Here is a 22,447-nt window from a genome sequence, read left to right on the forward strand (position 1 = left end):
ATCGGCCCGTGCGACAATGCGCGCTTTGCCAAAAACGGCCCATTTGCCGACCACTCGCATGGCCCTGAAATCCACGATCTACAAGGTCGATCTGCAGATCGCCGACATGGATCGCCACTACTACGCCAACCACGCGCTGACCGTCGCCCGCCACCCGAGCGAGAACGACGAACGCATGATGGTGCGCGTGCTCGCCTTCGCCCGCCACGCCAGCGAAACGCTCGCCTTCACACGCGGTCTGTCGGAGCCCGACGAGCCCGAGCTCTGGCAGCGCGACCTGACCGACGCCATCGAGTTGTGGATCGACCTGGGCAACCCCGACGACACCCGCATCCGCAAGGCCAGCAACCGTGCGGAGCAGGTCGCCGTCTATACCTATAGTGGCAACGCGAGCCGCGTGTGGTGGCAACAAACCGAGACCAAGATCACGCGCTTTGCCAACGTGTCCGTGTACGAAGTCGGGGCGGACACGGTGGCCGCGCTGGCCGCCATGGTGGAACGCACCATGCGTCTGCAAGTCACCATCCAGGACGGCGACATCTGGATCGCCAACGACGCGGACAACGTTCTCGTCCAGCTCGAAACGCTGAAGGCCGCAGACGCTGCCTGAGACCTTTCCCCTCATCACCCACGTCACTCCACGAGGCTCATCATGACCATCGAAACCACCGCAAGCGGCCTGCAATACGAAGATGTCGTCGTCGGCGACGGCGCTGAAGCCACGGCCGGCAAATACGTCACCGTGCATTACACCGGCTGGCTCTACGAAAACGGCCAGGCCGGCAAGAAATTCGATTCCAGCAAAGACCGTAACGACCCCTTCGCCTTCCACCTGGGCGGCGGCATGGTCATCAAGGGCTGGGACGAAGGCGTGCAAGGCATGAAGGTCGGCGGCACGCGCAAGCTGATCATCCCGGCAGCCCTGGGCTACGGCGCACGCGGCGCCGGCGGCGTGATCCCCCCGAACGCAACGTTGCTTTTTGAAGTCGACCTGCTGGAAGTCTGATCCTGCGCTAGAATCCGCTCCGGCTTGCGATGCGTCACACGGTGCATCACGAGCCGCCTCCCCCGGCGGGGTGGCAGAGTGGTCAATGCTGCGGCTTGCAAAGCCGTATAAGACGGTTCAATTCCGATCCCCCGCCTCCAGTTTTTCGGCTGCCCACGCTTCACCGTTGCGGCCGCGCCATAGTCAAGCCTCTGCCTACACTCGCAACGCCCTGTTTCCGGGCCATCGGGCGTCCGCCTGCGTGACCAGTCTTTACGATTGCTCTATGCTTGCGACATGGCCGTCACCCGAGAGGATCTCGAACAGAACCGGTTGCGCGCCGCCCTGGGTGATTCGCCCGTCGCGTCGTCGTTGCTGACCGAGGCTGCGCTGGAAGCGTCGCTTGCATCGACGCTCGCGCGGTTGTCGGCTGCGCCCGGCGATTGCCAGGACGCCTGGGTGTTCGGTTACGGCTCGCTGATCTGGAACCCGATGATCTTCCACACCGAGGCCGCCCGCGCCACGGTGCACGGCTATCACCGCGGCTTCTATCTCTATTCCCGCATCAACCGCGGCACCTGGGACAATCCCGGGCTCGTACTCGGACTGGACCGTGGCGGCAGTTGCCGAGGCGTGGCCTTCCGCGTTCCGCGCGACCATGTCGAGCATGAATTTCGCGTGCTGTGGCGCCGCGAAATGCTGACCGGCGCGTATCTCCCTCGCTGGCTGCCGACCGACATCAACGGCAAACGCGTCCTGGCGCTGGCCTTTGTCATGAACCGCGCGCATGAAGCCTATGCCGGCCGCCTGCCGGACGAGCGCGTGGTCGGCTGCCTGCGCGAGGCGGTCGGGCTGTACGGCCCGGCACGCGAATACCTGCAGCGCACGCTGATCGGCCTGGCCAGCAATGGGCTGCACGATCCGTATCTGGACCGCCTATGGTCGCGCCTGCAGGCCACGGACGCGGCAAACTCTCCCTCCGCCACGACCGACGCAGCGGACGCCACGGACACCGCGCCGCTGCCCGATCCCTATCTCAGCGCCTGAACCCGCCCGCCATGCTCATCGCTCCGCATCCCGCGCTCAACCAGCTCATCGGCGTAATGCTGGGGATGGCGTTGGCTGTGGGCGACATGGCCAACGCGTGGCAGGAGCAGCATCTGCCCATCCTGCATGTGGCGGCCAGCGCCGGCGCGAAAGTCGCACCCGGTGCGACCCACGCCGCGGACACCCGCCCCGTGCGCCGCAGCGACCCGGCCACGCGTGACCGCGACCTGATCCTTGCCGCACAGGCCGGCATCACGATGGCGATCCAGTCGTTGCTGGCCGAAGGCGCCAGCCTCAAGGCGCGCGACGCCGATGGCCGCACCGCGCTCATCGCTGCCGTCATGGCGCACATGGGCGCGGCGGCACGCCTCCTCATCCAGGCCGGTGCCGACGTCAACCTGCAGGACAACACGCAGAACAGCGCCTTTCTGCTCGCTGCCAGCCAGGGCGATGCGGAAACGGTGCGCTTAGCCCTGTCGCACGGCGCCAACCTGCGCGCCACCAACGCTGACGGCGACACCGCGCTCATCCCGGCCGCGCGTCGTGGCTATGTCGAAGTCGTCAATGAACTCGTGAAGGCCGGCGTTCCACCCGATGCCACAAACAACCTGGGCCTGACCGCGCTGATCGAAGCCGTGGCGCTGGGCGATGGCAGCGACAAATACGAGAAGACCGTACAAGTTCTGCTCGACGGCGGAGCGGACCCGAACCTGGCCGACCGCGGTGGCGTCACGCCGATGCGGCATGCGCGTCAGCGTGGTTTCCACGGCATCGGCGCGCTGCTCTTCAAGGCGCGCGGACATTGAAAAAGGGGCCACTCGGGCCCCTTTCTCTTGCTGCGCGCTTTAAGAAGCGGCCGGTTTCCCGGCTGCTTCATTTCTTGCGTTTTCCTGCTCCTGCAGCGTGCGCCACATCACCTTGCCCGTCCCGGACTTGGGCAGCGCGTCCACAAACTCCACCACGCGCGGGTACTTGTAGGCCGCCATGTTGTCGCGCGCCCAGTTGATGATGTCGTCTTCGGTGGTCTTGCCCTTGGCGTGGGCCTTGAGCACCACCACCGCCTTGACCGACTCGCCGCGATACGCATCGCGCGTGCCGATGATGCAGGCCTCCTGTACGTCGGGATGCTTGTACAGCAGGCTTTCCACCTCGGCCGGCCACACCTTGAAGCCCGACGCGTTGATCATGCGTTTCAGCCGGTCGGTGAGGAAGAAGTAGCCGTCTTCGTCCATCCGGCCAAGGTCGCCGGTGCGGAAGAAGCGCTTGCCTTCGAACTCGATGAAGACTTCCGCGCTGGCCTGCGGCTTGCCCCAGTAGCCGAGGAACACCTGCGGGCCGCTGACAATGATTTCGCCCACCTCGCCCGGGGGCAACTCCTTGAGCGTCTGCGGATCGACGATGCGCGCGTCGGTGTTGAACACGGGAATGCCCAGGCACTGCTGCTTGGCCCGATCAGCCGGATTGCTGTGCGTCGGCGCGATGGTTTCCGACAGGCCGTAGCCTTCCTGGTATGCGAGGTTGAAATCCTTCAGCAGCCGCTCGGCCACGGCCTGCGGCATCGCCGCGCCACCGCCGCCGATGTAGGTGAGGCTCGACAGGTCGAACTCCGCGAGCTGCGGACTCGCCAGGAAGTCGATGACCATGGTGGGGATGTTCGTCCAATGCGTGATCTTGTAGCGCGAGATCAGCCGCCCCGCCACCTCTCGATCCCAGCGCGGCAGCATCACGACCGTCGAACCCATGTAGATCGGCGCGTTCATGCCGTACTGCATGCCGGTCACATGGAACAACGGGATGATCGACAGGCTCACGCCTTCCTTCGTCGCGTTCGACCACATCGAACCGCCGACGATGTTGTGCATCACCGTGCGGTGCGGGTGCATGCAGCCCTTCGGGAAACCCGTCGTGCCCGACGTGTACGGCATCACGGCAAGGTCGTCGGGTCCAGCGGTGTGCGGGCCGGGCACAAGGCGCTGCGCGAGCACGTCGTTCCATGCAACGGCGCCGGGCTGCGCCGGATGCTGAGCGGTGATCCAGGCGGGGGGCGCATCTTCGGGATATTCGTACGTGGCAGGCAGCGCATCGGCGTACGACGTGACCAGCAGGTGCCTGGTGCGCTGCGCTTCCGGCAGCTCGGCGTTGGCCGTCGTCACATTGACGGCCAGGTCTGCGCTGCAGATGACCGTGGCAGCGCCCGAATCGGTCACGTAATGCTTGAACTCTTCGGGCCGGTTCATCGGATTGACAGGCACGACCACTGCATCGGCCCTCAAGATGCCGTAGTAAGCGGCCATGAACTGCGGACAGTTCTGCATATACAGCAGCACGCGATCACCCTTCTGCACCCCCGCCACCTGCTGCAGCCAGCCGGCTACGGCCACCGCGTCATCGTGCAGTTCGTGGAATGTGGTGTGCCGACCGTAGAAGATGACGGCATCCTTGTCCGGATAGCGTCGCGCCGACACTTCCAGGTTGTACCAAAGGCTCGTTTGCGGCGAGCTGATGTTGTGCGGCAAACGTCGGGGCCAGAACTGGAAGTGCGGTCGTGTCATGCCATGTCTCCGTAAATCTGTGTGTTGTTTTTACCCGATGGTATCCGAACGATCGTTCTATTTTCAACCGTTGCTCTGACATACGTTATGCGGCGGGCAGACGGACGGCAGGCGGCCTCGAAACGGCCCGGCCCACCCCAAGTAAAATGCACGATACCTCTCGCCGGCGGATATACCGGCGCCATTGCCCCTCAGGAGAAGCCCGACGATGAGCGACATCACCTCGCAGAATTTCGCGCAGGAAGTGGTCGAAACCTCACGCCAGATCCCGGTGCTGGTCGATTTCTGGGCGCCGTGGTGCGGCCCGTGCCGCACATTGGGCCCGATGCTGGAAAAGCTGGAGGCCGAATACGCCGGCAAATGGAAGCTCGCCAAGATCAACTCCGACGAAAACCCCGAGCTTTCCGCCCAGTTCCACGTCCGCAGCATCCCGTACGTGGTGGCGTTCGTCGATGGCAAGCCGGTCGACCAGTTCGTCGGCGTGTTGCCCGAAGCGCAATTGCGTGCCTTCCTTGACCGCGTGATTCCGCAACCCGCCGAAGTCGCCTATCGCGAAGGGCTCGCCGCGAGCCAAGCCGGCGAAACCGCCCTCGCGCGCGAAGCGTTCCAGAACGCGCTGGCCTTCGACCCCGGCTTCGATGCCGCGCGCTTTGCGCTGGTGAACCTGCTGCTCGACACCGGCGACGCGCATGCCGCGCAGGACGAATTCGCATTGCTCTCGCCCAAGGCGCCGCAGGATGCGCGCTATGCCCCGCTGGAAACGCGCCTGAGGGCCACCGAACGGGCCGATACGCTGCCCGATGCCGGCGCCTTGCGCACGGTCGTGCAAGCGCAACCGGACAATCTGCAGGCACGGCTCGACCTGGCACAGCAGTACATCGCCGGCCAGGATTACGAAGCCGCCCTGGAGCAATTGCTCGCCATCGTCGAGCGGGATCGCGCCTTCCGCGACGACATTGCGCGCAAGACCATGGTTTCGGTGTTCGACATGATGCGCGACGCGCCCCAGGCGGTATCACACTGGCGCCGGCAGCTTGCGTCCAAATTGAATTGAGGCAGCCATCATGCGATTGATCTACGTGGCCGATCCGATGTGTTCCTGGTGCTACGGCTTCGGTCCACAGTTGGCTGACCTGCGCAAGCGGCTGGCGGACACGCTGGGCGCACCGGCGCGTGTTACGGTCATCACCGGCGGCCTGCGCCCCGGGCAGCGCGAACCGATGGCCGCAGACAAGCGCGACGAAATCCTCCACCACTGGCATGCCGTGGCCGAACGCAGCGGCATGCCGTTCGACCAGTCGCCCGCGGTGGCGATGCGCCGTGACGGCTTCGTCTACGACACCGAACCCGCCTGCCGCGCCGTCGTCATGGCGCGCGAACACTGGGCTGAGGACGACGAACGCGTGCTCACCTTCTTCCATGCCATCCAGCACGCCTTCTACGCCGAAGGCCGCGACACCACACAGGCCGGTGTGCTGCGCGAAGTTGCGCTCGCCAATGGCGTTGAGGCGGAACACTTCGATGCCGTGTTCGACACGGATGCGCTGCGCGATGAAACACGCGAAGACTTCCGCCTGTCGCGCCGCTGGGGTATCACCGGCTTCCCCAGTTTGCTGGCCGAACAGGGCGGCACGCTGTACCAGATCGGGCGTGGCTATGCCCCATCCGTGGCGCTCTATGCGCGGGCGGTGGAAGTGCTGCAGCAACATCCCGCGCCGGACGCCGGCTAATACGTTTGCCCGTCGTCAAACTGTGGCGAGGCGGCCGTCGCTTAAGCTGACCGCCTCGCCCATCCAATTCTTCAGCCTGCCATGCCCGTGATCGAATGGTCGGAGGCACTCCAACTCGGAGACGCTGCCACTGACGCCAACCACGTCGAGTTCTGTGCGTTGCTCAATGCCGTTGCAGATGCATCGGATGCCGAGTTCATTTCCGCGCTCGACGCCTTCATCGACCACACCGAGCACCACTTCGCTGAAGAGAACGGATGGATGGACGCGGCGGACTTTCCCCCGCGCCACTGCCATCGCGGCGAGCACGACAACGTGCTGGCGCTGTGCCGCGAAGTGCGCAAGCGCGCCGCCGCCGGCGACATGGACCTCGGCCGCAGGCTCGTGGCGGAGTTGCCGGCCTGGTTTGCCCAGCATGTCGACGTAATGGACCGCATGATGACGACATATCTGGTGCAAATGGGCAATTCGGTGCGCAATATCGAGCACGTTGGCTGAACGCGGGTTGTCGACCGGCGATCTGCTGCCTAGAGTCAGAATGGCCCTGCCCGCTGGCCTTCGATGCGCGGGCGTCCACTCCAGCCTGGGAGCGCCCATGAAGATCGTCAACGATGCCTCGTTTCAATCCGATGTGATCGACGCCTCGCAACGCAACCCGGTGGTCGTGTGCTTTGCCGCAGAGTGGAGCCACCCGAGCCAGGCCGCCGTGGCCAGCCTCGAGCAGATGGAATCGAGCTACGCCGGACGTGCCACCTTCGTCACGATGGACTTCGACGAAAACCAGCACACCGCCGATCGATACGGCGTGTCGGTCATGCCTGGTTTTGTGGTCTTTGCTGACTGCCAGCCGCGCGATGGATGGTCGGGCGTCTATGCCGACACCATCCGCGAGAAGCTGGATCAGGTCATTCCTCGATCAAGCAATACGCCATCAGACGCCGGCGATCGCCCGCAGCGCCGTTGACGCGGCCACCATCCCGAACACCGCCGTCACACATACGGACGAACCAAACCCCGCGCATGCCAGGCCCTGCGGCCCCTGCGCAGGCTGTGGCGCGGGCGGCGCGTTGACCACGGCAATGTGGCCCGCCGCTGCAAGGTCGTCGATGCCGGCGTGGCTGGACTCGACCGGCAACTCCACAGCGCACGCCTGCCGCTCGGGTTCGGGGTAGCGCAGCGGCTCGTCGGAGAACACCGCGTCGATACCGAAACGCGACTTCGGGTTTTTCGAAAAGCCGTGCTGGCGACGCAGGTTGCCGCGCACCTTGGCCAGCAGCGGGTCTTGAATCGTGCGCGAGAGATCGGTCACGCGAATGCGCGTGGGGTCCAATTGCCCACCCGCGGCGCCGCACGTCACGACGCGTTTGCCGGTGCGTTTGCAGAACGCGATGATGGCCGTCTTCACCTTCACAGCATCGATGGCGTCGATCACGTAGTCGAACGGGTGCCCGAGCAATGCCTCGACGTTTTCGACGGTCACGAAATCGTCGATGCGGCTGATTTCGGCGCGCGGATTGATCTGGAGAATGCGCTCGGCCATGGCGTCGACCTTGGCCATGCCATACGCGTCGCCCAGCGCGTGGATCTGGCGGTTGGTGTTGGACACGGCAATGTGATCGAGGTCGATCAGCGTGAACTTGCCGACACCGCAACGCGCCACCGCCTCAGCCACCCACGACCCCACGCCGCCGATGCCGATGACGCACACATGCGCCGCCGCAAACCGCTCGAGGGCCTGCGGGCCGTACAGCCGGGCGACGCCGCCAAACCGGCGTGCGTATTCGTCATCGAGGATGGGCGGGTGCGCGGGCGCACTGATTGCTACTTGGCTCATGACACAATTGAATCCTGGTTGCGCCGAACTATATATCAACGCGCGCGGTCGCATTTTTGTGCCAATACCAACAAAAACACGATGCGTACATCCGGCAAACTCGCCCTCGGACTGGTCATCACACCCGTCGTCATCGTGGCAGCGGCGGTCATCTTTGTGCTGACGTTCGACTGGAACCGCGCCAGGCCTTATCTGAATGACCGCGTCTCGCAAGCCATCGGGCGCCCCTTCGCCATCAACGGCGACCTGATCCTCACGTGGAAGAAGCCTCAAGGCGAATCCGGCTGGCGCGCGTATGTGCCATGGCCGCGATTGATCGCCAACGACATCACGGTCGGCAACCCGGACTGGGCCAAGCAACCGCACGTCGCCACCATCCATCAACTGACGTTTGTGCTGGAGGCGCTGCCGCTGCTGGCGCATCGGATCGTTATCCCGAGCGTGACGCTCGACACGCCCGCCATTGCGCTGGAGCGCGACAAGCAGAACCGCAACAACTGGACGTTCAACCTGGCGGGCAGCGAGGGCGACAACAAGAAGCCATCGGATTGGAAACTGGACCTGCGGGAGATCGCATTCAGCAAGGGCTCGCTGGTGCTGGACGACGACATCAAGCGCATCCACCTGACCGCGACCATCGACACCGTCGACAACCAGGCGCTGTACACCGCCGCCAACGGCACCGTCGTCCAGAGCGCGGACCAGCCCGCCAAGGTGCCGGCTGCTTCGGGCGCAGCAGCTTCCGGCACTGCGGCGCAGACGCCAGTCGCGCCGGATCCGCAGCAGCCGTATGGCATCGCGTGGACGGTCAAGGGCACCTACAACAACGCCACCATCAACGGCACCGGCAAGGCCGGCGGCGTACTGCGTCTGCAGGACGCCCAACGTCCTTACCCGCTGCAGGCCGATGTGACGGTCGGCAAGACGCGCATCGACCTGGCTGGCACGCTCACCAACCCTGCCAGCCTGACGGCGCTCGATTTACGCTTGCACCTATCGGGCGCGAGCATGGCGCAGTTGTATCCGCTGACCGGCGTGGTGCTGCCCGACACGCCGCCGTTTGACACGCGGGGCCGACTGATCGGCGAACTGCGCAAGCAAGGCTCGACGTGGCGCTACGAGAAATTCACGGGGCGCGTGGGCGGTTCCGATCTGGGCGGCACGCTCACTTATGCGATGCGCGAGCCGCGTCCGCAATTGACGGGCGAACTGGTCTCGCATCAATTGCTGTTTGCCGACCTCGCGCCGATCATCGGTGCCGACTCCAACGCCAGCAAGGCCAAGCGTGCCGACCCAAGCGCCGACCCCGACGACAGCAAAACCGTGCGCCAGCCCGCCGACAAAGTCTTGCCGGTCGAGCCGTTCCGCACCGATCGCTGGAACGCCATCGACGCGGACGTGAAGTTCACCGGCGAACGCATCGTCCAGACCGCAGACCTGCCGATCAACCACCTCGTCACGCACATCAAGCTGCAGGACGCGGTGCTCACGCTCGATCCGCTCAACTTCGGCATTGCGGGCGGCACGCTCACCTCCAACATCCAGCTCGACGGACACGCCACGCCGATGCAGGCGCGCGCGGCGCTGGCGGCACGGCATTTCAAGATCAAGCAACTGTTTCCGAAAATCGAATCGGTGCGGGCCAGCGTGGGTGAGATCAACGGAGACGCCCGGCTCTCGGCGACGGGGAACTCGGTGGCGGCGCTGCTCGGTTCGTCCAACGGCGAGGTGAAGATGCTCGTGGAGCAAGGCACCATCAGCAAGTTCATCCTGGAAGCCATGGGGCTGAACGTCGGCAACGTGATCCTGACCAAGCTCTTCGGCGACAAGCAGGTCACCATCAACTGCGCGGCCGGGGACTTTGCCGTGAGCAATGGTCTGGCGCAGGCACGCACGTTTGTGGTGGATACACAGGATGCCGTCATCGACGTGACCGGCGCGACGAGCTTCAAGCAGGAAGCCCTGGACTTCACCATCCACCCGGATTCGAAGGGTCTGCGCGTGTTTTCGCTGCGCACGCCCCTGTATGTGAAGGGCACGTACAAGCATCCGGATGTGTCGGTCAACCCGGCCGTCGTGGCACTGCGTGCAGGCGGTGCGGTTGCTCTGGCATTGACGGCGCCGGTGGCGGCGGTACTGCCGGTGCTCGAACTCAAGCCCGCGCCGGAGAGTGCCTGCGGCAAGCTGCTCGCCGATGTGCGTCAACGCCCGACCGCGCCGCCGCCCGGCAAGACGTATCGCAGCAATAACCCGGGGCGCACGCCGGAAGGCGATTTGAAATCGACGCAGCCCGACCCGGGCAAAACTGCGGCGCCCCAGCGTTCTGCCGCCCGCCCCGCAGCCCCCGCGTCGCGCGACCCGCATACGACCGGCGGCTGATCTGCCGCCGGCTCCGTCACCGCTACTTCGCTGAACGCCGCTTTGCGATGGCTTCGGCAGTCACCTCCGGCGTGGCCGGGTCACCAAACTGGCGCGTGACGTAGTTCGTGAGGGCGGCAAGCTGCTCGTCCGACAACTGACGGGCAAAGGCCGGCATGCCGATGTGCTTGTCGCCAGCCTTGCGCTCAATGCCAAACAAAATCACCTGCACGAGGTTGGTCGTGTCCCGCGTGCCCACCGTGGAGTTGTGCAGCAACGGCGGGTAGTAGCCATCGGGCGTGCCGCGTCCATCGGCCTGGTGACACGACGCGCAATTGCCGAGATACAGGCGCGCGGCGTCGATGGTGGTCTCGATGGGCTTGCCGCGCAGCATAGTCACATCGGTGGCGGGCTTGCCCCAATCCTGCCGTGCGCGTTCGAGGTTGTTGCTCACCGCGGGCACGGTCCGCAGATATTCGGCGATGGCCTGGACGTCCTGCATCGTCATCTTCGAAAAGCTGTGCTGCACGGCTTCACCCATCGGACCTTCGGCCTGTGCCACGCCGGGCACACTGCCGGTGCGCAGGTATTGCACGAGCTGTTCGGGCTTCCATGCGCCGATGCCGCTCGTCGGGTCCGAGGTGATGTTGAACGCCGTCCAGCCCGAGAGCGTCGAGCCAGCCAGATAGCCGCTGCCGCGCTCGTCCAGCGCCTTCTCCTGCATGGCGAAACCGCGCGGTGTATGGCACGTGCCGCAGTGCGCCAGGCCTTGCGTGAGGTACGCACCGCGATTCCACGTCGGCGACTTGTCACTCTTGGGGGTGTACGGCTCGCTCTTGAGGAAGAGAAGGTTCCAAAGCTTGAGCGGCCAGCGCATGTTCAGCGGCCATCGGATCGTGCTACGCGGCCGCCGGTTTTCCACCGCCGTCACGCCGTTGCGGAAGTACGCATAGAGATCGCGCATGTCCGCATCGTTGATCTTGGCGTACGACGGATACGGCATGGCCGGATACAGGTTGTTGCCGTCATCGTCCACGCCCTTTCGCACGGCGCGCTCGAATTCTTCGTAGGTCCATTTGCCGATGCCGGTCTTTTCATCGGGCGTGATGTTGCTGCTGTAGATCGTGCCCAGCATCGGAATCTGCATCGGCAAGCCGCCGGCAAAGGGCTTGCCGCCGGGCGCCGTATGGCAGGCTGCGCAGTCCGCCGCAATGGCGAGGTATTCGCCGCGTTTGATCTGTGCGGTGTCGGCCGGCGTGTCCTTCGCCCACGCATTCGCCAGCGGGCCGGCGAGCAACAGCAGCGAGAAGGAAGCGATCGCTTTCATCTCACGCCTCCTGCTTCAGTTGATCGGCAATACGCAGGGCCAGTGCCGCGATGGTCAGCGTCACGTTGACGGTGCCCACCGTCGGCATGGTGGAACTGCTGCTGATGAACAGATTCGGATGGTCGAACGTCCGGCAATCCTTGTCGACCACGGAGTCTTTCGGATCGGCCCCCATGATGGTTGCGCCGGTGATGTGATTGTTGGGTGCGAAGTCGTCGTGGAATTCGACATTGGTGCCGCCCATTACCTGGGCTGCCGTCGCGTAGACCTCCCGCGTATGCACGGCGCTGCGTTTGACGTAATCGTCAATGTGGTACGTGATCTCGGGGCGTGGAATGCCGATGGCGTCCACTTCCGTCGCACTCGGCACGATGCGGTTCTCGGGCAGCGGCAAGATCTCGTGAAAGCTGTCGAACTGCACGTAGCGCGCGGCCTGGTCGCGAATGCGTGCATCGAGGTCGGCCGGCTTGATGAGCTTGCCTTCCTTGAAGATGCGCTGCGTTTCCTGCTCGATGCGCGAGATGTTCGACAGGTGCAGCTTCTTGCCAGCCTGCGTGGCGCGAAACGGCCCATCGCGAAAGCCGATCAGCGACGTCATTTCCTGCGGCCCGCGTCCCGGCCATAGCTTGCGGTCGGCATAGAAGCTCACGCCGGTGCCGGGATGGTCCATCAGGTTGCGCCCCACCATGTCGGAGCTGTTGCCCACGCCCTTCGGAAAATCCTGGCTGGTCGACATCAGCATCAGCTTGGGCGTTTCGATGCCGTTGGCAGCCAGCACGAACCACTTGCCTTCCACGCGGTGCTCGGCGCCTTTCGAATCCTTGTACCGCGCCGCCACGATGCGCTTGTTGGGGCCGACTTCGAGCTTGAAGACCACGGCGTTCTCGATCAGCCGTGCGCCGGCCTGCTCGGCTTTCTCCACATGCACGATGCCGTTGTACATCGCACCGATCGGGCAGATCGGCATGCAGTTGTTGTTGCCGCAGCAGGTGGGGCGACCGTCGTACGGGCGACTGTTGCGCGCCACCGGCTCGGTGACCACGTGGAAGCTCGCGTCGTGCGCATTGAGCGCGTCCTTGATCGTGCGTTCACTGAACGAGAGCGGGAGCGGCGTCATCGGATAAGGCTGGCTACGCGGCGAACCGAGGTCTTCGTCGTTCGGTCCCCAGACGCCGAGGGCCTCTTCGGCCAGGCCGTAATAGCGCTCCAGATCCTGATACTGGATCGGCCAGTCGCGCGCGATGCCATACACGCTGCGCAGCTTGAAATCGTTCGGAAGGAAGCGCCACGTCGATGCGGCCCAGTGCCACGTCGTGCCGCCCACCGCCCGGATGTACTGCGAGTTGAACTGATGCTCACCCTTGAGCACGAGGTAGTTGTTGGGCGGGCCATATTCCGGATGCGGTGCCCATGGCGTTGACGGATACGGCGCCATGAAATCCATCTTGTCGGCCTGGTTGCGGAAGCGCTCGACAATTTCCCAGCGCGGCAGGCGCGGGCCGGCTTCGAGCATCAGCACTGACTTGCCCGCGCGCGCCAGCTCGTACGCCACCAGCGCCCCGGCCACGCCGGAGCCCACCACTACGATATCGGCTTGTTGGCGAGTTTGTTCAGATTGGGCCATCAGGCTTGCCTCTCGACGGGGGGCTCGGCCCAGAAGCCGGGCTGGTTGGGGCAATACGTGCGGATGACGAGCGTGTCTGAAACCACGCTATACATCAGCGCCTGCTCGTACGTGACGACATTGCCGTCGACCACGCCCAGGTACCACGCTTCGAGAATCTGCAGCGCGGTCTTCTGCTGGGCATCGGAAAGCGAGCCCGCTGCCAACGCCTGCGCCAGCGGCCGCAATTGCGCGGCAAAGTCAGCGCTGGATTTGCCAAGGGCCGCCAGCAACCGCGTGCCCACGCCGCGATCCAGCGCGGGCCGTGCCGTCAGCGCCTGTGACAACGCCATGAACGCATCGAGCGATTCAGTCGGGCCCTGGGCGACCGCGCGCAGCACCTGCGAGCCCGCCAGCCCGGCCGCAGCCAATGCCAGCGTGCCCTGCAGCCACTGGCGGCGCGTCAGGCCGGCGGCGGTGTCGGGAACATGGGAATGGGGGGCCATTTCGACATCCTGTTGAAATTTTTGTGGCAGACGCGGCGAGCGCCGCAGCCTGATACCCTTGACTAGCCAATAAAGCGGCGCAAAACGGATCGCCAGCCTCCCGCCGCAAGCGCAAACCGTGCCAGGCCTTTTGCGCGCAAGCAAATAACGGCAGGCGGTGTTTGTCTATACTCGGCCCGTTCGCATGCCGCATTCGCCACGCTCATGACCTCCATTGCCGATATCCGTACCGATTACGCCCGCGCTTCGCTCGACATCGCCGACGTGGACGCCAACCCCCTGCGCCAGTTCCGCCGCTGGTTCGACGAGGCCCTGAAGGCCGAGATCGCTGAAGTCAACGCCATGACGCTCGCCACCGTCGACCCGCATGGCCAGCCCTCGGCCCGCATCGTTCTGCTCAAGAACCTGGACGAGCGCGGCTTCACCTTCTTCACGAACTACGCCAGCCACAAGGGCGAAGAACTGGCCGCCAATCCGCGCGCAGCGCTGCTGTTCCACTGGATCGGGCTGGAGCGGCAAGTGCGCATCCAGGGCATCGTCGAGAAGGTGAGCGAAGCAGAGAGCGATGCCTATTACCACTCGCGGCCGCTGGGCTCGCGCCTGGGCGCATGGGCCTCCGAACAAAGCAGCGAAGTGCCCGACCGGGCCACGCTCGAAGCGCGAGAAGCCGAATACCGCCAGCGCTTTGGCGACGCCCCGCCGCGCCCGCCCCACTGGGGCGGCTACCGGCTGCTGCCCGAGCGGCTGGAATTCTGGCAAGGCCGCCCGTCGCGGCTGCACGATCGGCTGGAGTACCGCAAGCATGCCGACGGCAGCTGGACAATCGTCCGCCTCGCCCCGTAGCCTGACGGCAGATGCGCAATACGTTATTGCGCATCGCGTCATGCCGGCACGGCGCTTGCTGCCGAAGCATCGGTCCGGCACGTCCCCGTAAGACCCGCACAGCACAATGGGAAAGTTTGTCGTAAGCTAAAGTGATTCGTTCGGGCCGCAATCCGATGGCCGTCCCGAACACTGGCACATCAGGGAGGCGTCGACATGTTTTTCCAACAGGCGATTGACCGCAAACTTGAGCAGTGGATCCAGGACATCCGCGAGTCTGCCAACCTTCCCGTGCGCCTGCGGTTATGGAACGGTGATCAATACGAGCTGGGCCGCTTCGAGCAGCCCCGCGTCACGCTCACCGTGCGCGAAGCGAGCGCTCTGCCGCTGCTGCTCTCCCCAACGCTGAACAACCTTGGCGAGGCGTACGTCCAGGAAAAGATCGACCTGGACGGCAAGCTGGCGGACATCATCAATGTGAGCTACAGCCTGGCTGCTGCGGCCGCGGTCAGCAGCGGCAATGCGCTGGCCCGCGTGGTGCGCCACTTCGCCCACACGAAGGAAGGCGACAAGGAATCGATCCAGTACCACTACGACGTTTCCAACGACTTCTACAAACTGTGGCTGGACGAGAACATGGTCTACTCCTGCGCCTACTTTGAGAACGGCGATGAAACGCTCGACGAGGCGCAACTCAAGAAGATCGACCACATCCTCACCAAGATCCGCTTGCAGCCCGGGCAGACGTTGCTCGATATCGGCTGCGGCTGGGGTGCGCTGGTGCTGCGTGCCGCCCAGAAGTACGGCGCGCGTTGCCTGGGCGTGACGCTGTCGCAAAACCAGTACGATCTCGCCACCGAACGCGTGCGGGCGGCCGGCTTGCAAGACCAGATCGAAATCCGCATCCAGGACTACCGCGACCTGACCGGCCAGTTTGACCGCATCACCAGCGTCGGCATGTTCGAGCACGTCGGCCGCAAGAACCTGCCCGGGTATTTCCGCCGCATGCACGACCTGCTGGCCGACAACGGCATTGCGATGAACCACGGCATCACGTCGTCGGACTCGGCCGGCGGCGAAAGCTCGATGGGCGGCGGCGATTTCATCGATCGCTATGTCTTTCCGCAAGGGGAGCTGCCGCACATCTCGCTGGCGCTGAGCGCCGCGCAGGATGGCGGCCTGGAAGCGCTTGACGTTGAAAGCCTGCGCCGCCACTATGCGCGCACGCTCGAGCACTGGGCCGAGCGCTTCGAGGCCAACGGCGAAACCATCCGCGCAATGGTGGGCGAGAAGAAGTACCGCATCTGGCGCGTCTACCTGGCCGGCTGCGCACACGCCTTCGACGCCGACGAAATCTCGATCTTCCAGACCGTGCTGCAGAAGGCCGGCAAGTCGGCGACGACGATCCCGTGGTCGCGCCGCTATATCTACGCGTAACCATTTGGCCGACAGCTCCCCCATCGACGATCTGTTCGGCGCGCCACTCGCACCCAGCGACAACGCGACCGCCGAACCCGGCACATCCACTCCGAAACCCAAACGCTCGCCCGCCCGACAGGGTGTGCAGCCGGCCGTGGTTGCGCCCGATGTGGCTGCGCTCGCGCAGCGCTTGCCGCGCGATCTGCGCATCGGCACGTCGTCGTGGTCGTATCCGGGGTGGGACGGGCTGGTGTATGCGGGCGAGTACTCCGATTCAATGCTCGCACGCAAAGGCCTGGCGGCTTATGCCCAGCACCCGTTGCTGCGCACGGTCAGTATCGATCGCGGGTTCTATTCGCCAATCCCGCTGGCGGACTACGTCGCCTACGCGGCCAGCGTGCCGGAAGACTTCCGCTTTGCCGTCAAGGCAACCTCTGCCGTATGCGACGCGTGGATTCGTGAATCGGACGGGCGCGGGCGCATGGCCAATCCTGCCTTCCTGAATGCCGAATTTGCGATCCGCGACTTTGTCGAGCCGGCCACCCGCGGGCTCGGGACGCGATGCGGGCCGCTGGTGTTTCAGCTCTCGCCGCTAGGCGCGCTGGCCGAAGATGCCACCGGCTTCGTGGAACGGCTTGCGGCGTTCCTGGCCGCGTTGCCGCCACTCGATCCGCAGCTCAATCCCGACGCCGTCTACGCGGTGGAATTGCGCGACGCCACGCTGCTCACGCCGCGCTTCATCAAAATGCTGCGCGCGGCGGGGGTGCGTTATTGCGTCGGCCTGCATGAGCGGATGCCGGCAGTGGACCGGCAAGCGGCCGCCGTCGCGCTGCTGGATGAAGGTGGGGGTGGCCCGTTGGTTGTGCGCTGGAACCTGAACAGCCGCTATCGCTACGCGCAAGCCGAAGCAGCGTACAAACCGTTCAACAAGCTCGTCGATGAAGACCCGTTCTCGCGCGAGACGCTGGCCGACATGGCGGTCGCCGCGCTGGCGGCTGGGCGCAGGGTAACGATCCTGGTCAGCAACAAGGCAGAAGGATCATCCCCGTTGTCGTGCATCAAGCTGGCCGAGGCCATTGCCGCGCGCTTGCCGGCAGACGCAGCGTAGCCTCGGCGTCCTCTCCTAACCCTGCAAGCGGTGTGCGAACTGCTTGCGGAATTTCGCCACCTTGGGCGAGATGACGAACGCGCAGTAGCCCTGGGCCGGGTGGTCGCGGAAGTAGTTCTGGTGCTCGTCCTCTGCGCGCCAGAAGGTGACCTTGCCGTCAGCGGCATCCACCAGTTCGGTCACGATGGGCGCTTCAAAGATGTCGCTGGCGCCCAGCTCGGCGATGGCCGTGCGCGCCGTCGCCAGTTGCTCGGGCGTTTGCGCGAAGATGGCCGAGCGGTATTGCGGGCCAACGTCGTTGCCCTGGCGATCAACCGTGGTTGGGTCGTGAATGGCGAAGAAGATGTCGAGAATCTCGCGATACGGGATCACGGCGGGGTCGAACTTCACGGCCACCACTTCGGCATGACCAGTGTTGCCATTGCAAACGGCACGGTAACTCGGGCGATCGACATGGCCGCCGGCATAGCCGGACACCACGCTCTGCACCCCTTGCACCTGCTGGAACACGGCTTCCAGGCACCAGAAGCAGCCTCCGCCCAGGACGGCGGTTTCAAGGGCGCGTTGTTCAGTCATTCGGATTCTCCTGCATTGATTGGGCTGCCATTGGTCGGCCGAAGGCTCTAATCCTGACACAGGCTCCCCCATATGACCGCAGAATCATGCAAAGCCCTACCCGGGCGCGGCCTATCGCGCGTCCGTTACAATTGAGCATTACTTTCGGTAGTTTTCATGGACCAAAACGGAGCCATTCCCATGGATGCGCGCGACCCGGAATCTTCCGCGCGCGAGGCGTCGGCGCATCGACGCCCACATGGCCGCGCCACCCCGCCCGATTTCGATGCCGCGCATTTCCGGCATGCCCTGTCCCAGTTTGCCACTGGCGTGACGGTGGTCACCACGCGCTCGGAAGGCCGGCCAGGTACGCCGGCTTTCGTCGGGGTGACGGCCAGCTCGTTCAATTCAGTGTCGCTGGACCCGCCGCTGGTGCTGTGGAGCCTGGGCGTGCAGGCGAATTCATTTCCGTTGTTCCACGCAGGCTCGCACTACGTCATCAATGTTCTCGCAGCCGAGCAACTGGCCCTGTGCAAGCGCTTCGCCACGCTCAAGGGCGACCGCTTTGCCAACATCGACTACCGCCTGAGCCCCACCGGCCTGCCGATCCTCGGGCAATCCCTGGCCTGGTTCGAGTGCCATAACCGCAGCCGATATGACGAGGGTGACCACGTCATCTTCGTCGGTGAAGTCGAGCGCTGCGGCGTGATCGACGCGAATGGCGCACCGCTGGTGTTCCATCGAGGCGCGTTCTCGTCGCTCACGCGCATCGGCGACTGACCAGCCAGCTATATTAGGCGGGCGTGCCTGGTTTCTGCGGCGCGTCCGCGTCGATGCCCCAATCGCCGAATTCATACCAGTCGTCGCCGAGCAGCTCGGCGGGGTGCTGCGTGCGGCCCGAGCCGTTGCCGCAGCCCAGGGCGTCGGTGGAGCAATACTTGTCGCAGCCCCAGCAGATGCGCTCGGGGTGCACAGGATGCAGCGGAAACTTCTTGGCCATGGCCCGCTCCGGTCGACAACACAGGGCCACTATCCGCGCATGCTTTCAGTAGGGGATTGATTCTCGTCAGAAAGTCCGGCGCCACTTTCTACTTTGCTCTCCCGCCCTTGCCCGTCGCCTTGCCCTCGAGCGGACGCACGCCCCGCGCTTCCATCAACAGCGCCAGACCGCCGTCGCGGTCCTTGATGGTGCGCAGAACGATATTCGAGCGGATGTCCATCACGCCAGGCGTCTTGTACAGCCGCTCGATGATGAACTCCGAGTAGTGCTGCAGGTTGGGCGCCTGCACGCGCAGGATGTAGTTGCAATCCCCAGTGATGATGTAAGCGGCCACGATCTCGGGCCAACTCTGCACGGCGGCCATGAACGTCTCGTGCCAGCCCGTCACGTCTTGGCGCATCGACACCTGCACGATCGCTTCCAGTTCCAGCCCGAGCGCGGCGCGGCCCAGTTGCGCCCGATAACCGGTGATGGCGCCGCCCTCTTCCAGCATCCGCACCCGCCGCAGGCACGCTGACGGCGACAGCGCGACGCGCTCCGCCAAATCCTGGTTGCTGATGCGGCCGTCTTCCTGCAACACCTGCAGAATGCGCAGATCGGTGGTATCGAGTTGCATTCTTCGCGCTTCCTTGCGTCATCTTTTGATTGCTTTGCATTTTATGTGAATCTGATGCGATGACGCGCACGATTATGCAAACCCATTGCGCGCGGATTTCCCTATCATTTCGGCACGGATTCAACGAATTTTCCGCCCCGGAGCCGCCTTGGAACGCACTTTGTGGGACATCAGCCCCGCCCTCTCGCCTGCCACGCCCACTTGGCCCGGCGATACGCCGTTTTCGCAGGAAATTGCGTGGAAGCTCGAAGGTGACTGCCCAGTCAACGTCGGACGCATCACGCTCTCGCCGCACACGGGTGCGCATGCCGATGCCCCGCTGCACTACCGCGCGGATGGCACTGCCATCGGCCAGGTGCCGCTGGACGCCTACCTGGGCCCATGCCGCGTTATCCACTGCGTAGGTGTAGCGCGCGTCGAGCCGGAACACGTGCGGGAAGCGCTGACCTGCACACCGCCCCGCGTGCTGCTGCGCACGTACGCACAGATGCCGCAAACCGCGTGGGACGACGACTTTGCCGCCGTTGCGCCCGAGACGATCGCATTGATGGCCGCGCACGGCGTCAAGCTCATTGGCGTCGACACCGCCTCGCTCGACCCGCAGACCTCCAAGACCATGGACGCGCACCACGCCGTGGGCAAACACGGCCTCGCCATCCTCGAAGGGCTCGTGCTTGACGACGTGCCCGCCGGCGATTACGAACTGATCGCCCTGCCACTCAAGTTCGCCACGCTCGATGCGAGTCCGGTGCGCGCCGTGCTGCGCAGCCTCCCCTGATCGACACAACGACAGAACACCCACCCCTTTTCACCCGGCATTCACGTGACCATCACCCGCAACTCCTGCGTCGAACGCGACGCGGCCGATCCGATCGCCGCGCTGCGCGACGCCTTTGCGCTGCCCGACGGCGCGATTTATCTCGACGGCAACTCTCTGGGCGCCCGCCCGAAAGCTGCGCTCGCCCGCGCGCAGGAAGTCGTCGCCAACGAATGGGGCAATGGCCTGATCCGCAGCTGGAACCAGGCCGGCTGGTTTGAGTTGCCGCGCCGCCTGGGCAACAAGCTTGCCCCGCTGATTGGTGCGCGCGAAGACGAAGTCGTCGTCACCGACACCACATCGATCAATCTCTTCAAGGTGCTGGCCGCCGCGATTCGCGTGCAGCGCGAAGACGCGCCCGCCCGCAAGATCATCGTGTCGGAAACGCATAACTTTCCGACCGACCTCTACATCGCTGAAGGCCTGGCCGACCTGCTGCGCGACGGCTACAAACTGCGCCTGATCGACTCGCCGGAAGAGCTGGAAGGCGCGCTGGGCGACGACGTCGCCGTCACCATGCTGACGCACGTGAACTACAAGAGCGGGCACATGTACGACATGGCGGCCGTCTCGGCGCTGGCGCACAAGCACGGCGCGCTGGCCATCTGGGATCTGGCGCATTCGGCCGGCGCCGTGCCCGTCGACCTGCACGCTGGCGGCGCGGATTACGCCATCGGCTGCACCTACAAATACCTGAATGGCGGCCCTGGCTCGCCGGCCTTCGTGTGGGTGGCGCCCGCGCTGCGCGAACGCTTCTGGCAGCCGCTGTCCGGCTGGTGGGGCCATGCGCGGCCGTTCGCGATGGAGTCGCGCTACGACGCCGATGCCGGCATCGGCCGCTTCCTGTGCGGCACGCAGCCGATCACGTCGATGGCGATGGTGGAATGCGGGCTCGACATCTTCGCGCAGACGTCGATGGCCGCGCTGCGTGCCAAGTCGCTCGCGCTCACCGACCTCTTCATCACGCTGGTGGAAACCCGCTGCGCTGGCTTTCCGCTCACGCTCGTTACGCCGCGCGACCACGCCATCCGCGGCAGCCATGTCAGCTACGAACACCCCAACGGCTATGCCGTGGTGCAGGCACTGATCGCGCGCGGCGTGATCGGCGACTACCGCGAGCCACGCATCATGCGCTTCGGTTTCACGCCGCTGTATACGAGCTTTGCCGATGTGTGGGATGCCGTGGAGGTGTGGCGCGATGTGCTGGAAACCGGCGCGTGGCAATCGGCCCAATTCAACGAACGTACGCTGGTGACCTGAGATGTCGAACCCGAACCAACCCGCAGCATCGGGCTGCCCCATGCATGCCCCCCAGGGCGAAGGCTGGCACGACGCGCAGCTCGATTTTTCAAAATCGATGAGCTATGGCGACTACCTCGCGCTCGACCAGATATTGAACGCACAACACCCGCGCTCGCCGGATCACAACGAGATGCTCTTCATCGTCCAGCACCAGACCACCGAGCTGTGGATGAAGCTGATGTTGCACGAGCTGCGCGCCGCGCGGGATTGCGTGCGCAATGACAACCTGCCGCCTGCGTTCAAGATGCTGGCGCGCGTGTCGCGCATCATGGATCAGCTGGTGCAGGCGTGGAACGTGCTCGCCACGATGACGCCGCCGGAATACTCCGCCATGCGTCCGCACCTGGGGCAATCGTCGGGCTTCCAGTCGTATCAGTACCGCGAGATCGAATTCATTCTCGGCAACAAGAACGCGGCGATGCTCAAGCCACATGCGCATCGCACGGAGCATTACCAACAGGTCAAGACTGCACTGGAAACGCCGTCGCTGTATGACGAGGCGGTGCGTTACATGGCGCGTCACGGCTTTGCATTCGACGCGGATTGCATCGAGCGTGACTGGTCGCGGCCCGTGACTTACAACGCCTCGGTGGAAGCGGCGTGGCTCGAGGTCTATCGCGACCCGACGCACCACTGGGAGCTGTACGAGCTGGCTGAGAAGTTCGTCGATCTGGAAGACGCGTTCCGGCAATGGCGCTTCCGACATGTGACCACGGTGGAGCGCGTGATTGGTTTCAAGCGTGGCACGGGCGGCACCGAAGGTGTCGGCTACCTGCGGAAGATGCTGGATGTGGTGTTGTTTCCGGAGCTTTGGAAGTTGCGGACGGATCTTTGATTTTGGTTGTCGGCGCACCCCTTGTTTCATC

The 22,447-nt window shown here is 64.6% G+C and carries 24 protein-coding genes and 1 tRNA gene; 17 read left to right on the plus strand and 8 right to left on the minus strand.

Annotated features, from left to right (window positions below; all coding sequences use genetic code 11):
• The first annotated feature begins 58 nt into the window (after positions 1-58).
• The 5 genes from AAHM38_RS17095 to AAHM38_RS17115 all read left to right on the plus strand — a co-directional run bounded on the left by AAHM38_RS17095 (position 59) and on the right by AAHM38_RS17115 (position 2,838).
• Positions 59-610 carry a YaeQ family protein gene (locus tag AAHM38_RS17095; RefSeq protein WP_116574714.1) on the plus strand — a complete coding sequence of 184 codons (552 nt, stop codon included), beginning with the start codon at positions 59-61 and terminating at the stop codon, positions 608-610.
• Between the two features lie 42 nt (positions 611-652).
• The gene (locus AAHM38_RS17100) at positions 653-1,006 is read left to right on the plus strand and encodes an FKBP-type peptidyl-prolyl cis-trans isomerase (protein ID WP_012761517.1); all 354 of its coding nucleotides are present in this window, start codon (positions 653-655) and stop codon (positions 1,004-1,006) included.
• A 64-nt stretch (positions 1,007-1,070) separates the two neighbouring features.
• Positions 1,071-1,146: transfer RNA gene (locus AAHM38_RS17105), tRNA-Cys, on the plus strand.
• Positions 1,147-1,282: 136 nt separating this feature from the next.
• The gene (locus AAHM38_RS17110) at positions 1,283-2,032 is read left to right on the plus strand and encodes a gamma-glutamylcyclotransferase (protein ID WP_116574713.1); all 750 of its coding nucleotides are present in this window, start codon (positions 1,283-1,285) and stop codon (positions 2,030-2,032) included.
• A gap of 11 nt (positions 2,033-2,043) precedes the next feature.
• Positions 2,044-2,838 (plus strand): ankyrin repeat domain-containing protein, encoded by a 795-nt coding sequence (locus AAHM38_RS17115; RefSeq protein WP_342234307.1) that lies wholly within the window; start codon positions 2,044-2,046, stop codon positions 2,836-2,838.
• 39 nt (positions 2,839-2,877) lie between these two features.
• Here the strand turns inward: AAHM38_RS17115 and AAHM38_RS17120 are convergent, their stop codons facing one another.
• Positions 2,878-4,584, minus strand: a complete 1,707-nt coding sequence (locus tag AAHM38_RS17120; RefSeq protein ID WP_116574712.1) for a long-chain fatty acid--CoA ligase — start codon at positions 4,582-4,584, stop codon at positions 2,878-2,880.
• Between the two features lie 208 nt (positions 4,585-4,792).
• Here AAHM38_RS17120 and trxA point away from each other — a divergent pair, with 208 nt between their 5' ends.
• The 4 genes from trxA to AAHM38_RS17140 all read left to right on the plus strand — a co-directional run bounded on the left by trxA (position 4,793) and on the right by AAHM38_RS17140 (position 7,278).
• On the plus strand, positions 4,793-5,638 hold the full coding sequence (trxA, locus tag AAHM38_RS17125) for a thioredoxin (RefSeq protein WP_116574711.1): 846 nt from the start codon (positions 4,793-4,795) through the stop codon (positions 5,636-5,638).
• A 10-nt stretch (positions 5,639-5,648) separates the two neighbouring features.
• Positions 5,649-6,314, plus strand: a complete 666-nt coding sequence (locus AAHM38_RS17130; RefSeq protein ID WP_116574710.1) for a DsbA family protein — start codon at positions 5,649-5,651, stop codon at positions 6,312-6,314.
• Between the two features lie 81 nt (positions 6,315-6,395).
• Positions 6,396-6,812, plus strand: coding sequence for a bacteriohemerythrin (locus tag AAHM38_RS17135; protein WP_116574709.1), 417 nt, complete (start codon positions 6,396-6,398; stop codon positions 6,810-6,812).
• A gap of 97 nt (positions 6,813-6,909) precedes the next feature.
• A complete protein-coding gene (locus AAHM38_RS17140) occupies positions 6,910-7,278 on the plus strand; it encodes a thioredoxin family protein (RefSeq protein WP_065857163.1) in 369 nt (122 codons plus the stop codon).
• On the opposite strand, the gene tcdA is transcribed toward AAHM38_RS17140, so the two are convergent.
• Positions 7,246-8,148, minus strand: coding sequence for a tRNA cyclic N6-threonylcarbamoyladenosine(37) synthase TcdA (gene tcdA, locus AAHM38_RS17145; RefSeq protein ID WP_116574708.1), 903 nt, complete (start codon positions 8,146-8,148; stop codon positions 7,246-7,248). The genes AAHM38_RS17140 and tcdA overlap by 33 nt on opposite strands.
• Positions 8,149-8,229: 81 nt before the next feature.
• Here tcdA and AAHM38_RS17150 point away from each other — a divergent pair, with 81 nt between their 5' ends.
• Entirely contained in the window at positions 8,230-10,527 is a 2,298-nt protein-coding gene (locus tag AAHM38_RS17150; RefSeq protein WP_116574707.1) for an AsmA family protein, read from the plus strand.
• 22 nt (positions 10,528-10,549) lie between these two features.
• Here the strand turns inward: AAHM38_RS17150 and AAHM38_RS17155 are convergent, their stop codons facing one another.
• The 3 genes from AAHM38_RS17155 to AAHM38_RS17165 are packed head-to-tail and all read right to left on the minus strand — an operon-like array spanning position 10,550 to position 13,942.
• A complete protein-coding gene (locus AAHM38_RS17155) occupies positions 10,550-11,833 on the minus strand; it encodes a c-type cytochrome (RefSeq protein ID WP_116574706.1) in 1,284 nt (427 codons plus the stop codon).
• A 1-nt stretch (position 11,834) separates the two neighbouring features.
• A complete protein-coding gene (locus AAHM38_RS17160) occupies positions 11,835-13,457 on the minus strand; it encodes a GMC family oxidoreductase (protein WP_116574705.1) in 1,623 nt (540 codons plus the stop codon).
• The gene (locus tag AAHM38_RS17165) at positions 13,457-13,942 is read right to left on the minus strand and encodes a sugar dehydrogenase complex small subunit (protein ID WP_116574704.1); all 486 of its coding nucleotides are present in this window, start codon (positions 13,940-13,942) and stop codon (positions 13,457-13,459) included. Before AAHM38_RS17165 ends, AAHM38_RS17160 begins: the two co-directional genes overlap by 1 nt.
• A gap of 204 nt (positions 13,943-14,146) precedes the next feature.
• On the opposite strand from AAHM38_RS17165, the gene pdxH reads away from it, so the two are divergent.
• The 3 genes from pdxH (at position 14,147) to AAHM38_RS17180 (ending at position 17,291) form a co-directional block, all read left to right on the plus strand.
• A complete protein-coding gene (gene pdxH / locus AAHM38_RS17170; protein ID WP_116574703.1) occupies positions 14,147-14,785 on the plus strand; it encodes a pyridoxamine 5'-phosphate oxidase in 639 nt (212 codons plus the stop codon).
• A gap of 195 nt (positions 14,786-14,980) precedes the next feature.
• Positions 14,981-16,201 carry an SAM-dependent methyltransferase gene (locus AAHM38_RS17175; RefSeq protein ID WP_009238770.1) on the plus strand — a complete coding sequence of 407 codons (1,221 nt, stop codon included), beginning with the start codon at positions 14,981-14,983 and terminating at the stop codon, positions 16,199-16,201.
• 4 nt (positions 16,202-16,205) lie between these two features.
• Positions 16,206-17,291 (plus strand): DUF72 domain-containing protein, encoded by a 1,086-nt coding sequence (locus AAHM38_RS17180; protein WP_116574702.1) that lies wholly within the window; start codon positions 16,206-16,208, stop codon positions 17,289-17,291.
• A gap of 15 nt (positions 17,292-17,306) precedes the next feature.
• On the opposite strand, the gene msrA is transcribed toward AAHM38_RS17180, so the two are convergent.
• A complete protein-coding gene (msrA, locus tag AAHM38_RS17185; RefSeq protein WP_009238772.1) occupies positions 17,307-17,867 on the minus strand; it encodes a peptide-methionine (S)-S-oxide reductase MsrA in 561 nt (186 codons plus the stop codon).
• 180 nt (positions 17,868-18,047) lie between these two features.
• Between msrA and AAHM38_RS17190 the strand changes: the two genes are divergently transcribed.
• Complete coding sequence (locus tag AAHM38_RS17190) at positions 18,048-18,626, plus strand: flavin reductase family protein (protein WP_012761498.1); 579 nt, start codon at positions 18,048-18,050, stop codon at positions 18,624-18,626.
• A gap of 13 nt (positions 18,627-18,639) precedes the next feature.
• On the opposite strand, the gene AAHM38_RS17195 is transcribed toward AAHM38_RS17190, so the two are convergent.
• Both AAHM38_RS17195 and AAHM38_RS17200 read right to left on the minus strand, forming a co-directional pair.
• Positions 18,640-18,846 carry a DUF3079 domain-containing protein gene (locus tag AAHM38_RS17195; RefSeq protein WP_004629461.1) on the minus strand — a complete coding sequence of 69 codons (207 nt, stop codon included), beginning with the start codon at positions 18,844-18,846 and terminating at the stop codon, positions 18,640-18,642.
• An 88-nt stretch (positions 18,847-18,934) separates the two neighbouring features.
• Entirely contained in the window at positions 18,935-19,462 is a 528-nt protein-coding gene (locus tag AAHM38_RS17200) for an Lrp/AsnC family transcriptional regulator (RefSeq protein ID WP_004629463.1), read from the minus strand.
• Between the two features lie 148 nt (positions 19,463-19,610).
• Between AAHM38_RS17200 and kynB the strand changes: the two genes are divergently transcribed.
• From kynB to kynA, 3 genes are read left to right on the plus strand one after another with little or no spacing between them, the layout of a single operon-like run.
• On the plus strand, positions 19,611-20,240 hold the full coding sequence (gene kynB / locus AAHM38_RS17205; RefSeq protein ID WP_012761497.1) for an arylformamidase: 630 nt from the start codon (positions 19,611-19,613) through the stop codon (positions 20,238-20,240).
• Positions 20,241-20,285: 45 nt separating this feature from the next.
• Entirely contained in the window at positions 20,286-21,539 is a 1,254-nt protein-coding gene (gene kynU, locus AAHM38_RS17210; RefSeq protein ID WP_116574701.1) for a kynureninase, read from the plus strand.
• Positions 21,540-21,579: 40 nt separating this feature from the next.
• Positions 21,580-22,416 (plus strand): tryptophan 2,3-dioxygenase, encoded by an 837-nt coding sequence (gene kynA / locus AAHM38_RS17215; RefSeq protein WP_369812425.1) that lies wholly within the window; start codon positions 21,580-21,582, stop codon positions 22,414-22,416.
• Positions 22,417-22,447 lie beyond the last annotated feature (31 nt).

Origin of the sequence: Ralstonia sp. OTU4908, from assembly GCF_038440115.1 — a bacterium.
In the GTDB taxonomy this organism is placed as follows: Bacteria; Pseudomonadota; Gammaproteobacteria; order Burkholderiales; family Burkholderiaceae; genus Ralstonia; species Ralstonia pickettii.